Here is a 13,155-nt window from a genome sequence, read left to right as displayed (position 1 = left end):
AGCAATCAAGCAAAATAAGTTTAGTTATTTTGGGCTATCTCTCCGAAACCTATGCCCAAAAAACCATCCCCCTCACTCTCCCGACGAGATTTCACGGCTGGCCTGATTGCTACAGGAATTCTCAGTCAAGCCCCTGTTGAAGCAGCCGACAGCTTACTAAGCGTAGCCGCCACTCGCTCCGACAAACTGGTTATCTATCAGATCTTTACAAGACTGTTTGGCAATCAAAAAACCACCAATAAGCCTTGGGGTAGTCGCGACGAGAACGGAGTCGGTAAGTTCAACGACATTACGACCAAAGCGTTACAGGAGCTAAAAAAATTAGGCATTTCGCACGTTTGGTACACGGGTGTAATTGAACATGCCGTCATGACTGACTACTCAGCCGATGGCATTCAGCGCGATAATCCGCTGGTGGTGAAAGGTCGGGCTGGGTCGCCCTATGCCATTAAAGATTATTATGATGTCAATCCCGATCTGGCGGTGAACGTCAACAACCGAATGGGTGAGTTCGAAGCCTTACTCAAACGCTCACATGTGGCTGGCCTGAAGGTCATTATCGATTTCGTACCGAACCACGTAGCGCGTCAGTACCATTCGGATGCCAAGCCAGCAGGTGTTCAGGATTTGGGCCAGGGCGATGATACGTCGAAAGCATTTTTACCCAATAATAATTTTTACTACCTACCCAACGAGCCCTTCCAGATACCCGACGGCGTCCATATTCCTGATGGCCTCTCAATAGGTACTTACACTGAAAATCCGGCCAAAGCGACGGGCAACGATGCTTTTAAAGCTAAACCCAGTATCGACGACTGGTACGAAACTGTAAAGCTCAACTACGGTGTCGATTACGCCAACAACCGCCAGACCCACTTCGATCCTGTTCCATCGACCTGGGTTAAAATGCGCGACATTCTGTTGTTCTGGGCGCAAAAAGGAGTCGATGGATTCCGGTGCGATATGGCCGAGATGGTGCCGGTCGAGTTCTGGGGATGGGCCATTCCGCAAGTAAAAGCCGCTCGGCCTGGGCTCATCTTCATTGCCGAAATTTATAATCCGAAGCAGTATAAAGCCTATATCCAGACCGGCAAATTCGATTACCTCTACGACAAAGTGGGCCTATACGACGCCCTTCGCCGATTGATGGAGGGCAAAGGCACCGCAGAAGACATCACGAACGTCTGGAAAACCGAGTCGGGCGACATATCCAAACACATGCTGCGTTTTTTGGAAAATCACGACGAACAACGCATTGTTTCCCGATTCTTTGCAAGCGATCCGTGGGTGGCGGTTCCGGCGATGACGCTTTCTGCAACCCTGCATACTGGTCCAGCCATGGTCTATTTCGGTCAGGAACTGGGCGTAAATCCAACTCAGGCCGAAGGATTCCAGGGCGACGATGGCCGGACTACTATTTTCGACTACTGGGGTATACCGGAATATCAGGCCTGGGTCAACAAAGGCGCTTTCGACGGGGGAAAATTAACGCCCAGCCAACGAAAGCTCCGGCAGTTTTATCAGCAACTCATTCGCCTGGTCAACACCAGCGACGCCATCCGTACTGGTGGCTTTTACGACTTGCAGACCAGCAATAACAATGGACAAAGTGCGGGCTATGATGGTCAACGGCTCTACAGCTACCTACGCTATTCAGCGAAACAAAAGCTACTGATTATCTGCAACTTCGATAAACAGAAAACCGCCGACACATCGATACAGATTCCGGCCGAAGCTTGGAAAGCTATGCACTTATCAGGCTTGCAAACACACGTATTCCAGGATATTTTCCGAACGAAAACCCGGATCACAGCGAAAAGTAATGTCCCCGTCACACTACCGCCATTGGGTGTATTCGTATTGGAAATCAAGTAATGTTCTGAATTAACGGCAATGGGCGCTAAGGTTGCTAGCCAGTACGACCCCGATGGGGTCGAATGTCTATAGAAATCATTGGTACTATAAACATTCGACCCCATCGGGGTCGTACTTTGTTTTGTTAAAGCACTTTCGGGCGATTGCGTGCTTTGCGATAAACTTTGCGTTCTTTGCGGTTAAACGATTTTCAGCAAACTGAAATGAAAAAACTGCTCCTTTGCCTGCTCACCGCTACATCTGCTCTCGCTCAATCGGCCGCAAACCGTACGGCTGCCCATGTCACGACCTATCAACCGCCCGTTTTCACTGAAATCGACCGACAGAAAAAGCTGGAAGCGGCTTTCCCCATCGTTGAAAAACTGTTTAAAGATGCGGCCGAAAAACGGCACTTTCCGGGTCTGGCATTCGGCATTGTACTGGATGGCAAGCTGGTGTACTCTGGCGGATTCGGTTATACCGATGTGGCAAAGAAAATTCCGGCTACCCCTAAATCCTTATTCCGCATTGCCTCGATGACCAAAAGCCTGACAGGTATGGCTATCCTGAAACTCCGCGACGAAGGTAAACTCCAGCTCGATGACCCCGCCGAACGCTACATTCCTGAACTAAAGTCGCATAAATACCTCACGGCTGATGCCCCAAAAATTACGGTCCGTAACTTACTGACTCACTCAGCCGGTTTCCCCGAAGACAATCCCTGGGGCGACCGCCAACTGGCCGATTCGGATGCGGATCTGCTTAAGCTCATTAAAGATGGTATTTCCAATGCCAACGTCCCGAGTTTTGCCTATGAATACAGCAATCTGGGCTTTGCTATGCTGGGTCATATTATTACGGCCGTATCGGGAAAACCCTACCAGCAGTACATCACCGACAACATCCTGAAGCCGCTGGGAATGAACGACACCCAATGGGAATACACCCGCGTTCCGGCCGAAAAACTAGCGCTTGGCTACCGTTGGCAGGACGATAAATGGCTGGAAGAACCGCTCCTGCACGATGGTTCGTATGGGGCAATGGGTGGGCTGATTACCTCCATCGACGATTTCAGCAAATACGTCGCTCTGCACGAAGCAGCCTGGCCGCCCAAAAATGATGTCGATACCGGCCCCATCAAACGCAGCTCAATTCGCGAAATGCAGCAACCATGGACATTTTCGGGACTTTTCACTCAGGCTCGGAATGCCGCTGGGCAGGTATGCCCCACAGCTAGCGGATACGGCTACGGACTTGGCTGGAGTAAGAATTGCACGGGACAAGTTGGCGTAGGGCATAGCGGTGGACTTCCTGGTTTTGGTAGTCAGTGGCGTATCCTGCCCGATTATGGCATTGGGGTCATTTCTTACGCCAATCTGACGTATGCGGGCATGGGTTCGGTCAACACCGCTGTACTGGATACACTCGTGGCTATTGGTAAATTACATCCCCGACAACTACCCGTGTCAACCATTCTGACACAACGCAAAGCCGAACTCGTTAAACTGCTCCCCGACTGGACCGGTGCTGAGCAAAGCGGTATCTTTGCCGAAAACTTCTTCCCCGACAAATCGGTCGCCATTCGCCGGAAAGTTGTGCAGGATTTGTACGCAAAAGCCGGAAAAATCCTGCGCGTCGGAGAACTGATCCCCGAAAACCAGCTACGTGGCCATTTTGTGATGGAGGGAGAAAAAGCGAATATTGATGTATTTTTCACCCTCACCCCCGAAAATCCTGCCCTCATTCAGCAACTGGATTTCCGGGAAGTAGCCAAATAAAGCCATTCATTGTCATTAGTTATGCGCCATTCTGTTGTCATTTATTGTCATTCCAATAATCCTGACAATGCTAAATGGCGCGTAGCCAATGACTACTAATGACCAAAAATGACCTTAATAATACCCGCCACCGAGCAGGATATTCCTGCGTTAGATAAATTAGTGAACAGTGCCTACCGGGGCGAAAGCTCCAAAAAAGGATGGACCACAGAGGCCGACTTACTCGGTGGTATCCGCACCGATGAGCAAGGATTAAAAGCCATGTTGCAGAACCCGAAGGCCACCATTTTAACGTATTTGGAAGATGGTCAATTAATGGGCTGTGTTTATCTGGAAACGAAAGAGGATGAACTCTACCTCGGCATGCTGACGGTATCGCCCGAAGCCCAGGCCAACGGCATTGGTCGGAAATTACTGGAAGCGGCCGAGCAATATGCCAGGGCTCAACAGTGTCAGGCTGTTACGATGACTGTGATTACCGTCCGGCAGGAATTAATTGCCTGGTACGAACGACGTGGTTACCAATCAACCGGCGAAACGAAACCATTTCCCAATGATCCGAGCTTTGGTTTACCCAAACAGCCATTGGAATTTATGGTTATGAAGAAAGCGATGGACTAAACCGTTTTCGATTCACAGTTTTCGGTAATTTATGCGTTACCAATTCAGGCGGCAGCTCACCGAAAACAATAAACCGAAGCTGAAAACTGAAAACAGTTAGCTTTTCCCGTTTTGCGTTTGCCGAATTAACTCTATAATTTCACCGCAATAATTAGAACCACGATCTCTTTTAGCTTATGTCAGCTTCCAAACGCGTACTGATTGCCGAAGATAGCTCCGTTATCCAGAATCTGGCCCGCAAAATCCTTGAGTTCCAGAACTACGACATTACCGCTGTCAAAAATGGCGAACAGGTTTTGCAAATTCTGGAAAAAGAAGATTTCAGCATCCTCCTGTTAGACATCAACATGCCGCTGATGGATGGTATGGAGTGTGTTCGGCGCGTTCGGGCGTTATCCGATACAGCCAAAGCCAACGTGCCCATTGTGGCGATCACGGGGAATGCCAAAAATTACACAGAAGAAGAATTCAAAACAGCGGGTTTCAACGACGTACTCGTAAAACCCCTCAACTTCGACCGCCTGGTAGAAGTGGTTAATCAACTCACGGATAAATAACGTATGTAGTAGTGAGGAACGAGGAGTGAGAAGGCTGACGCTACTGTTGCGCCAGCACTCCTCACTCCTCGCTCCTCGCTCCTCACTACTATGATTATTACTTTGCTTGGTACGGGAACGTCGTCAGGTGTGCCGTTGATTGGCTGCCAGTGCGATGTATGCCGTTCTGTCGACTTCCGGGATAAACGACTCCGTACCTCCGTCCATGTTGCTGTGAACGGACGCAGTTTCGTCATCGACACCGGCCCCGACTTCCGCCAGCAGGTACTTCGGCTCAATCTTCAACAGCTCGATGCGGTCCTGTTCACCCATGAACACAAAGACCACACCGCCGGCCTCGACGAAATTCGAGCTTATAATTTTCGGTCAGGGCAGGATATGCCCATCTATGGCCGCCCTACAGTTCTGGCTCAACTCCAGCGCGAATTCGCTTACATTTTTGCCGAACACAAATACCCCGGAACGCCCCACGTTCGGCTGCATCCTATTGACAATCAACCTTTCGACTTACTAGGCACCCAGATCATACCGATCGAAGTGATGCACCATAAGCTCCCCGTTTATGGCTTCCGCATTGACGATTTCACGTACCTGACCGATCTGAATTACATATCCGATGAGGAGTTGGAAAAGGTGTACGGCACGCGGATTCTGGTGGTTGACGCTCTTCAACGCCAGGCACATATTTCGCATTTCACGCTCGATCAGGCCATAGCGCTTGCCCGGCGCGTCAACGCCGACCGAACGTACTTTGTACACATCAGCCACAAACTGGGTATGCACAGTGAAGTCGAAAAAGAATTACCCGCCAACATACGGCTGGGATACGACGGCCTGCAGATTAAATTATAAAGCTGATTTAGCGTTTACTTAGATTTCACGGCTTCCAGAACTTTAGCTTTCATCATAGGTGTCGCCGTCATATTCTTCAAAACGAATGTTCGGGCATCAATCGGTAATCGGGCAATCTCCGTCGTCGACACACAATCGTTCGTTTCTTTTAAAACGACTGACAGTTTGTTGAAGTCGATATGGACACTTGTTCGCGTACCGGCTTCATTACCACCTGTATCACCAATAAACCGGAATGTACGAACTAATTCCCCTCCTTCGCTAATCTGGTCCGGGTCATGATTGGTATCGATATACTGAGCGGTCTGGGAGATCTGGCTACTGATTTTTTCAATAGCAAACCCTTCGGGAGCCGTCCAGAGCTGAAAATCTTTCTGCCCCCTGGCCTGTGTTTTATCGCCACACGGTGAATTGCCACACCATTCAGTAGCATCCATAGACACTGTTGCCCAGATTCGTTTGGCATCATGCTGGATCTGGATCGACGCATAACAACTCGGTCCGTGCCCGGCAAAATCCCCATCGCCTTTTATTTTGGGAGGTACGAAATCAATATCGTTCAGATTAGCAATATTCACCGATTTGGAGGCACAAATTTTAGGTCTGGGCTGAATAACGGGGATACTGGATACTTCCCTGTCGCCAAACTGAACCACGATCTCATTGCTGTTTGCAGTAAAAGGCACCCCATTACTACCGACGTTCAACACCCAATGGTAGTGAGACGGCTGGCTCAGATTGCCCGTAACCTCCTGCCTTCCTGTTTTATTGACCAGAAAAACTTTTACATCTTTTTGACGATCCAGATCATACCCGAACAATTCGACCATATTCGGCTTAAGTTCCATAACCACCCCCGACGGGACAACATCGCAAAGAACCGGCTCCAACATAGGAGGATTGCCTCCCAGCAACTTCGCTTTAATCCGTTGTAGATCCTGCTTCAGACGGTTTCGCAGAAAATCAGCATCACAACGAAACTCCGTACCGATCTTAGCTGGAAGCCGATCCACCGTATTGATCACATCGCCTTTGATGGTCTGTAAAATATCATCTTTCGAATCACCTACCAGTTGGGTTACCTGCGCAGCAATATCATTGGCTTCCTGCCGCCAATCGTCAGACTGTGAGCTTAGTCGATCAATTGAGTTATCCAACGCCTGAATCAGCGAATTCGTAACCTCTTTAATCGTACTACTGAGTTTACACTGAATAACCATTGGTACGAATAATGTAACCAGAACGGTTCTTCGTAGAATAGCCAGGAGCGATTTCATAAAAACAGATGGATATGGTTAAACGAATAAGGGCAAATGGCACACGTCAGGCTTTACCTTCACGCCCGGATATCCCGCGAATGAAGCTTACTGTCAAGCCCTTAGCTGAAAGATACGAATCGACACCCTTTCAGGCTTAACTATTTTGAGCGAGCGGAATAAGGCGCATATCACCTATAAAATACGTACAGTCAGCAGCGAACGGGTTATAAACCAATCGGCCCCTCACAACGTTACCTGCTTAGAACACAGCTAGTACGATGCAAACGTTAGTCAAACCCACCCGATCCTTTCCTAATACTGCGCTAAACCAATACCGTCAACAGGGTGACGCGCCAGCCGATGCAGTGATAGCCGCTGTTGTTGCAACCAACGGCCCGGCTGGGTTACGGTCGCTCATGAGTTGGTTGACCGATACAACTGACTTTATAACAGCCAGTCAGCATCCGGCGGTGCAGGATTTTTTTGCCTCAAACAACCAGCTACCTGCCTGGGCCGATTCCACAACGATGAGTCGTGGCATGCGTTTTTTTCAAAAAAATGCCCAACAGATCGGGCTGATACTCGGTTTTTTTTCGCTTCCGTATTCCTATCTCGGCGCCAACGGGGCTCAGGTACTTTGGCTCACCGAACGTATTAAAAATGATACCGTTCGTCGTTTGCGTGAAACCGGAGAATGGGTATTTGCCGTCAACAATGAGAAAGAATGGTCTTCAGGAAAAGCCATTGCCCGAACGGTAAAGATTCGCCTGATTCATGCCGGTGCCCGGTGGTTTTCGTTACACTCAGGCCGGTGGAATATGGACTGGGGATATCCTGTCAATCAGGAAGATATGGCCGGAACCAACCTCGCTTTTTCGTACATTGTTCTTCTTGGGCTGCGCAAAATCGGCATTCAGGCCAGCGAGCAGGACGAGGAGGCTTACCTACATCATAGCAATGTAATCAGCTATCTCAACGGCGTTACGGGAGAACTGCTTCCAAAAAACCTTCGGGAAGCGTTTATCCTTCATCAGGCCATCCTCCGCCGACAGTTTGCTCCTTCCGAAGCAGGTGTGGGCCTGACCCGAGCCCTGTTGAATGCCATGACAGATGTGCTTACCTCGCCTATCAACTTACCAAACAGTCCAATCCAGTTTAGTTCGGCTAAGCAACCGCGTTCGGAAACGATAAGGAACCTCGTAGCCGGTGAAATACGTTTCTTTTTGGGCGATAAATATGCTGATTGGCTTGACGTTCCACAGGTACCCATCGAAAAACGAATGGTTGATCTGCTAAATCGCTTTTCTATTTTTCCTCTGTGAATCCCTGTTTATCTCCATGTATAGCTGCGAAACAGCTAGTAGACAGAGACATACGAAGGTCAACAGAGATTTTCCGAATTATGAGTATTTTCCAATTAGAACCTATTGCAGCCTTAGCCACAGCACCCGGCATCGGAGCCATTGCCGTAATCCGCGTATCGGGCGAAGGTGCCATTGCCATTACTAATCGCATTTTCCGGGGCAAAGACCTTACCCAACAAATAAGTCATACAGCTCATTTTGGCACGCTTCGAAATCCCGACGACACTATTATTGATGAGGTATTGGTTACGGTTTTTCAAACGCCTAAGTCATTTACCAAAGAAGACGTCGTTGAGATTTCATGCCATGGGTCTGAGTTTATCATCCAACAAATTCTTCGTCGGCTCACGCAGGAAGGTGTCCGCCTGGCCCGGCCGGGTGAGTTTACGCAGCGAGCCTTTCTGAATGGCCAGTTCGACCTGGTGCAGGCTGAAGCCGTTGCCGACCTGATTGCGTCTGATTCAGATGCCAGCCATCGGGCAGCGCTGACTCAACTTCGGGGTGGTTTTTCGAAACAACTAAAAGTCCTCCGGCAGCAACTGATTGATTTCGTGGCCTTGGTGGAACTGGAACTGGATTTTGGGGAAGAAGATGTAGAATTTGCCCACCGGGATCGGCTTCGTCAGTTGATGGTCGATATTCGTCGGGTACTTCATCCGCTGATTGACTCGTTCTCAACAGGCAATGCTATCAAAAATGGGGTACCTACCGTGATTGTCGGCAAACCCAATGCAGGCAAATCAACCCTTCTGAATGCGTTACTCAATGAAGAAAAAGCCATCGTTTCCGATATTCCCGGCACTACCCGGGATGTGATCGAAGATGAGCTGTTCATCAATGGTATCCGCTTCCGACTCATCGACACCGCCGGACTACGGCAAGCCACTGATCAGATCGAAGCCATTGGTATTGAACGTACCCAGCAAAAAATGCGGGATGCCGCTCTGGTACTTTATCTGTTCGATGGCATCAACACAACTGCCGATGAGCTAGTCCACACGCTAACCGAACTGCAAGCGGCTGATAAACCCTATTTGCTGGTGGGTAACAAAGCAGACCTCATGACCGATGCGCAACGGGAAAGTATAAACCAGAACCTTGCTACGGAAAGCATAGTATGGATTTCGGCAAAAGATCAGCGCATCGATGAGCTAAAAGCCTCCCTCTCGGCCCGTGCCCGCACCGATGCCGCCATGCAAACCGGTAGTGCCGTTGTAACCAACGCCCGCCATTACGAGCATCTGACCGCCACCGACGATGCCCTTGCCCGTGCCATCACTGGTCTCGATAACCAGGTCACACCCGATTGGCTGGCCATGGACTTACGAGTAGCCTTAAGACATTTAGGTGAATTAACTGGCGAAATAACGACTGATGATTTGTTAGACTCCATTTTCAGTAAGTTCTGTATCGGAAAGTAACGCCAATTGCTAGCAAAAGAAAACAAGTGCAATAAATAGCTAAAAAACGGCAAACATATTACTAAAAATCAGCTATTTAGACAATTATCTTTCTCTAGCTCTTAGTTAGTTTAGTTGCCGTTTCTTTCTTTTACTATCCATATTTTTGTTGCTAATTTGTTACTCAGAAACGCAAATCCTCTACGAGTAACAAGATGGCTGCAAAAAAATCTTCACAGAAAGAATTGGTTCGGCTTCGAGAAAAGGCTCTATCCGATGGTAGTATAAGCCTCTATCTGGATATCTATGTCAATGGCAGGCGCAAGTATGAGTTCTTAAAACTCTACCTGATAAATGCAGCCAATAAAGCGGATAAGGAGAAGAACCGGGAAACGCTTCAGTTAGCCCAGTCTATAAAAGCCAAGCGTCAGATCGAAATCCAGAACCATGAATATGGATTTACCAGCGCCTTTAAGCTGGATACAAACTTTCTGGAATACTTCCGCAAAACGGCTGAGGCTCGAAAAGACAGTCCAGGTAACTACGGTAATTGGGATAGCTGTTTGAAGCATCTGACTATCTATGCTGGGCAATCCATTACGTTTAGAGACATCGATGCAAAATTTGTTGATGGATTTCGGATCTATCTTGAAAAGCAAGCCCGCACCAAGAGTAATGAACCGCTCTCCCAGAACACGCAGTATAGTTATTTCAGTAAGCTTAAATCCTGTTTATCTGCTGCCTTCGACGAGCGTATTACACCCACAAACCTGGCTAAGGGAGCCGTGAGCCCCAAAGCTGGTAATCCGACGCGCAACTACCTGACCTTAGATGAACTCCGAGCCCTTACCAAAGCTGAATGCAAGTACCATGTCCTTAAAAACGCATTTTTATTTAGTTGTCTGACTGGCCTCCGCTGGAGCGATATTCAGCAGCTTACCTGGGCCGATGTACAGGATTTCAATGGCTTTACCAGACTAGTCTTTACCCAGAAGAAAACAGGTGGTATTGAGTACTTGGATATAAACCCCCAGGCGTTGGTCTATATGGGCCAACGAGGGCAGCCTGATGAGCGGGTATTCATCGGACTTCGCTACAGCGTGTGGCACAATATGGAACTTCAGAAGTGGTGTATGCGGGCTGGTATATCAAAAACGATTACGTTCCACTGCGGCCGTCACACCTTCGCGGTACTAATGCTTGATCTAGGTACCGAAATTTTCACCGTCAGCAAGCTATTAGGTCATAAGGAATTGAAAACAACCCAGATCTATGCGAAAATTCTGGATAAGAAAAAGCAGGAAGCTGTCAGTCGAATTCCAGACATAGGTATTTAAACACCTTATCTTAAGATTTTTGCGGTGTAAATAATTTTAAAAAATATTTTCGCCAACGTTTTCTAGAGAAAAACCACTCAGTTTAATACGCTTAATCTGTTATCTATTTACCAGCCCCAACTCCCTCATAACAAGTGATTTACAACACTATTAATTACCAACTTTTTTACCAGCTTTTTTACCAAAAAAATTACCAATTTTCTTACATAACTTATTAATAATCAGTATTTTATTTGTTTTTTATTTCCCTTTTTCTTCTAAAATTTGCTCATGGTTATCAAATTGATAGCCGGGTTTGCGCAAGCCCATCTTTTCAAACATTCATATTTTTTGAAAAATGGGACTCAATTCAAGAAGTGGGGAAGACGTTGCCCTTAAATTGCCAATTCACCAACTGACCGATACGCAGCGGTTGGTCATAGTTGCTTGCTTTAAAACGACATTGACACTTGAAGAGGCCGCTGCTTACGCTGGTCTAAGTGTATCGCATATCTACAAATTGACTTCATCTGGTAAAATCCCTCACTTCAAACCTAGTGGGAAGGTCATCTATTTTGATAGGGCCGAGTTAGATGCCTGGATGAAACGAAACCGGGTTAAAACGACTGAGGAAATCGAACACGAGGCCGCTACCTACATAGCTGTCGGTAACGTTAAGCAAGAACATTCAAAAAAATAATCGGGGTATGCTATGGCCGAACAAAGCAATACCCCAATCGATACAGGATGGGGTAAAGATACACATTCTCAACTGATTGTACCAACTGTCAGTACTTTACCTGGTGACAGAGAACGGCCGTTTGTTCAGGCTCACCCTGAAATGATTCGGGCTGTCACTAAAGAAATGGAAGCGTCCGTAACCCCAGCCAGCGAATTGCCCAGCAGCCAAACCGGTAATGGCTCCCAAAAACCCTCATTATCGCCACCCGATGAGCTACTGACCTTTCTACTAGATAAGGAAAACTCGCTACGAGAAGCAGCTGCCAATGAAGTTATTTTCAGCCCAGCCCTGATTAACCGCTCGGGGACTGGAATCATTGGTCGAGGGACGATTAACGTCATACAGGGCGCTTATGGATCCCATAAGTCACGGCTGGCCGAACTCTTTGCTTCGCTCATGCTCGCTACCAGTTCACGCAATCAACCCCAGTTTCTGGACTTTGAGCGAGTAATGCTGGAGCGGTTCTGTGTCTGCTATATTGATACAGAACGTAACCTGAAGGAAGAATTTCCGTATGCTGTACAGAGCATTAAACGTAAAGCCGGTTTTAGCCTCGATTCCCCCCTTTCAGAGTTTCGTTTCACGTCTATAAAGGATATTGATCGTAAGAACCGGTTAAAAGCCATTGAGACGTACCTGGGCCACGTTCGTCAACAAACTACTCTACACTTATTCGTCCTGTTAGACGTGGTTACCGACTGCGTAAGTAGTTTTAATGATGATGAACAGGCCATGAAGCTATTCGACTTTATCGGTAACCTGTGCGATCGTCACGATGCTACGTTCCTGCTGGTCATCCATCAAAACCCTGGAACCGAAAAAGCCAGAGGGCATACAGGCACCGAAGCCGCTAATAAAGCCAGTACGATGCTCCAGATCGGGTTTGAAAAAACTGAGCGAGGAGATGATACCGAAATCATTAAAGTCCGGTTTCTTAAGCTACGCCGTGGCAAACGGCCCGACCCGATTTATCTTCAGTTCGACAAAGACGCCAATGGTTTGGTTATAGCCGACTCTACCCTTCTGGGTAATTACCTAAGCCAACGAAGACATAAGGCAGACGTTGAGGATTTAGCCGAACGGTTGAGCATACTACTATCAGATGGGCCGCTTCCCAAACATGAGGTTATTCAAAAGTTAACGGTCGAATATTCGGCCAAAGATACCACCATCCGTAACCGGATCAGAGCGATCCAGGAAAGCCTACCTCTGATGTTTAATAACGCGGGGCAATCCGTTCGATTAGGGGACCTTATCGAGGGCCGGGACCACTTTTATCGCTTAGTCCCTGAACCGTCCGAATAGCTTTCGAAAGGTGTCAAGGTGTCAACCCCCCTATATAGGTTTTGACACCTTGACACCTTCAAAAATGGTGTCAAAAGGTGTTTGACACCTTTCAACAATACTTCTAC

The 13,155-nt window shown here is 47.9% G+C and carries 11 protein-coding genes; 10 read left to right on the top strand and 1 reads right to left on the bottom strand.

Annotation, left to right across the window (positions count from 1 at the left end; all coding sequences use genetic code 11):
* Nucleotides 1–51 precede the first annotated feature (51 nt).
* The 5 genes from ACYVFD_RS16790 (at nucleotide 52) to ACYVFD_RS16770 (ending at nucleotide 5,662) form a co-directional block, all read left to right on the top strand.
* Nucleotides 52–1,875 carry an alpha-amylase family glycosyl hydrolase gene (locus ACYVFD_RS16790; RefSeq protein ID WP_461091422.1) on the top strand — a complete coding sequence of 608 codons (1,824 nt, stop codon included), beginning with the start codon at nucleotides 52–54 and terminating at the stop codon, nucleotides 1,873–1,875.
* Nucleotides 1,876–2,078: 203 nt separating this feature from the next.
* Nucleotides 2,079–3,632, top strand: coding sequence for a serine hydrolase domain-containing protein (locus ACYVFD_RS16785; RefSeq protein ID WP_461091421.1), 1,554 nt, complete (start codon nucleotides 2,079–2,081; stop codon nucleotides 3,630–3,632).
* 108 nt (nucleotides 3,633–3,740) lie between these two features.
* On the top strand, nucleotides 3,741–4,253 hold the full coding sequence (locus ACYVFD_RS16780; RefSeq protein ID WP_461091420.1) for a GNAT family N-acetyltransferase: 513 nt from the start codon (nucleotides 3,741–3,743) through the stop codon (nucleotides 4,251–4,253).
* Between the two features lie 176 nt (nucleotides 4,254–4,429).
* Complete coding sequence (locus ACYVFD_RS16775; RefSeq protein ID WP_461091419.1) at nucleotides 4,430–4,810, top strand: response regulator; 381 nt, start codon at nucleotides 4,430–4,432, stop codon at nucleotides 4,808–4,810.
* Between the two features lie 90 nt (nucleotides 4,811–4,900).
* Entirely contained in the window at nucleotides 4,901–5,662 is a 762-nt protein-coding gene (locus ACYVFD_RS16770) for an MBL fold metallo-hydrolase (protein ID WP_461091417.1), read from the top strand.
* A 14-nt stretch (nucleotides 5,663–5,676) separates the two neighbouring features.
* On the opposite strand, the gene ACYVFD_RS16765 is transcribed toward ACYVFD_RS16770, so the two are convergent.
* On the bottom strand, nucleotides 5,677–6,939 hold the full coding sequence (locus tag ACYVFD_RS16765; RefSeq protein WP_461091416.1) for a hypothetical protein: 1,263 nt from the start codon (nucleotides 6,937–6,939) through the stop codon (nucleotides 5,677–5,679).
* Nucleotides 6,940–7,199: 260 nt separating this feature from the next.
* On the opposite strand from ACYVFD_RS16765, the gene ACYVFD_RS16760 reads away from it, so the two are divergent.
* The 5 genes from ACYVFD_RS16760 (at nucleotide 7,200) to ACYVFD_RS16740 (ending at nucleotide 13,048) form a co-directional block, all read left to right on the top strand.
* The gene (locus ACYVFD_RS16760; RefSeq protein WP_461091415.1) at nucleotides 7,200–8,243 is read left to right on the top strand and encodes an oxygenase MpaB family protein; all 1,044 of its coding nucleotides are present in this window, start codon (nucleotides 7,200–7,202) and stop codon (nucleotides 8,241–8,243) included.
* An 80-nt stretch (nucleotides 8,244–8,323) separates the two neighbouring features.
* Nucleotides 8,324–9,706: a tRNA uridine-5-carboxymethylaminomethyl(34) synthesis GTPase MnmE gene (gene mnmE, locus ACYVFD_RS16755; RefSeq protein ID WP_461091414.1), complete on the top strand. Its 1,383-nt coding sequence runs from the start codon at nucleotides 8,324–8,326 to the stop codon at nucleotides 9,704–9,706.
* Nucleotides 9,707–9,900: 194 nt separating this feature from the next.
* Nucleotides 9,901–11,022 (top strand): phage integrase SAM-like domain-containing protein, encoded by a 1,122-nt coding sequence (locus ACYVFD_RS16750; RefSeq protein WP_461091413.1) that lies wholly within the window; start codon nucleotides 9,901–9,903, stop codon nucleotides 11,020–11,022.
* Nucleotides 11,023–11,359: 337 nt separating this feature from the next.
* Nucleotides 11,360–11,701: a helix-turn-helix domain-containing protein gene (locus ACYVFD_RS16745; RefSeq protein WP_461091412.1), complete on the top strand. Its 342-nt coding sequence runs from the start codon at nucleotides 11,360–11,362 to the stop codon at nucleotides 11,699–11,701.
* A gap of 12 nt (nucleotides 11,702–11,713) precedes the next feature.
* Complete coding sequence (locus tag ACYVFD_RS16740) at nucleotides 11,714–13,048, top strand: AAA family ATPase (protein WP_461091411.1); 1,335 nt, start codon at nucleotides 11,714–11,716, stop codon at nucleotides 13,046–13,048.
* The last annotated feature ends 107 nt before the right edge of the window (nucleotides 13,049–13,155 follow it).

The organism is Spirosoma gilvum (assembly GCF_054776815.1).
The sequence above is the reverse complement of the archived record's forward strand: the minus strand, read 5'-3'. Positions and strand labels throughout refer to the sequence as shown.

Excerpts from the sequence above, each read along its gene's own strand:
- ACYVFD_RS16790 (WP_461091422.1), top strand. The coding sequence starts at position 52 with ATGCCCAAAAAACCATCCCCCTCACTCTCCCGACGAGATTTCACGGCT.
- ACYVFD_RS16785 (WP_461091421.1), top strand. The coding sequence starts at position 2,079 with ATGAAAAAACTGCTCCTTTGCCTGCTCACCGCTACATCTGCTCTCGCT.
- ACYVFD_RS16780 (WP_461091420.1), top strand. The coding sequence starts at position 3,741 with ATGACCTTAATAATACCCGCCACCGAGCAGGATATTCCTGCGTTAGAT.
- ACYVFD_RS16775 (WP_461091419.1), top strand. The coding sequence starts at position 4,430 with ATGTCAGCTTCCAAACGCGTACTGATTGCCGAAGATAGCTCCGTTATC.
- ACYVFD_RS16770 (WP_461091417.1), top strand. The coding sequence starts at position 4,901 with ATGATTATTACTTTGCTTGGTACGGGAACGTCGTCAGGTGTGCCGTTG.
- ACYVFD_RS16765 (WP_461091416.1), bottom strand. The coding sequence starts at position 6,939 with ATGAAATCGCTCCTGGCTATTCTACGAAGAACCGTTCTGGTTACATTA.
- ACYVFD_RS16760 (WP_461091415.1), top strand. The coding sequence starts at position 7,200 with ATGCAAACGTTAGTCAAACCCACCCGATCCTTTCCTAATACTGCGCTA.
- mnmE (WP_461091414.1), top strand. The coding sequence starts at position 8,324 with ATGAGTATTTTCCAATTAGAACCTATTGCAGCCTTAGCCACAGCACCC.
- ACYVFD_RS16750 (WP_461091413.1), top strand. The coding sequence starts at position 9,901 with ATGGCTGCAAAAAAATCTTCACAGAAAGAATTGGTTCGGCTTCGAGAA.
- ACYVFD_RS16745 (WP_461091412.1), top strand. The coding sequence starts at position 11,360 with ATGGGACTCAATTCAAGAAGTGGGGAAGACGTTGCCCTTAAATTGCCA.
- ACYVFD_RS16740 (WP_461091411.1), top strand. The coding sequence starts at position 11,714 with ATGGCCGAACAAAGCAATACCCCAATCGATACAGGATGGGGTAAAGAT.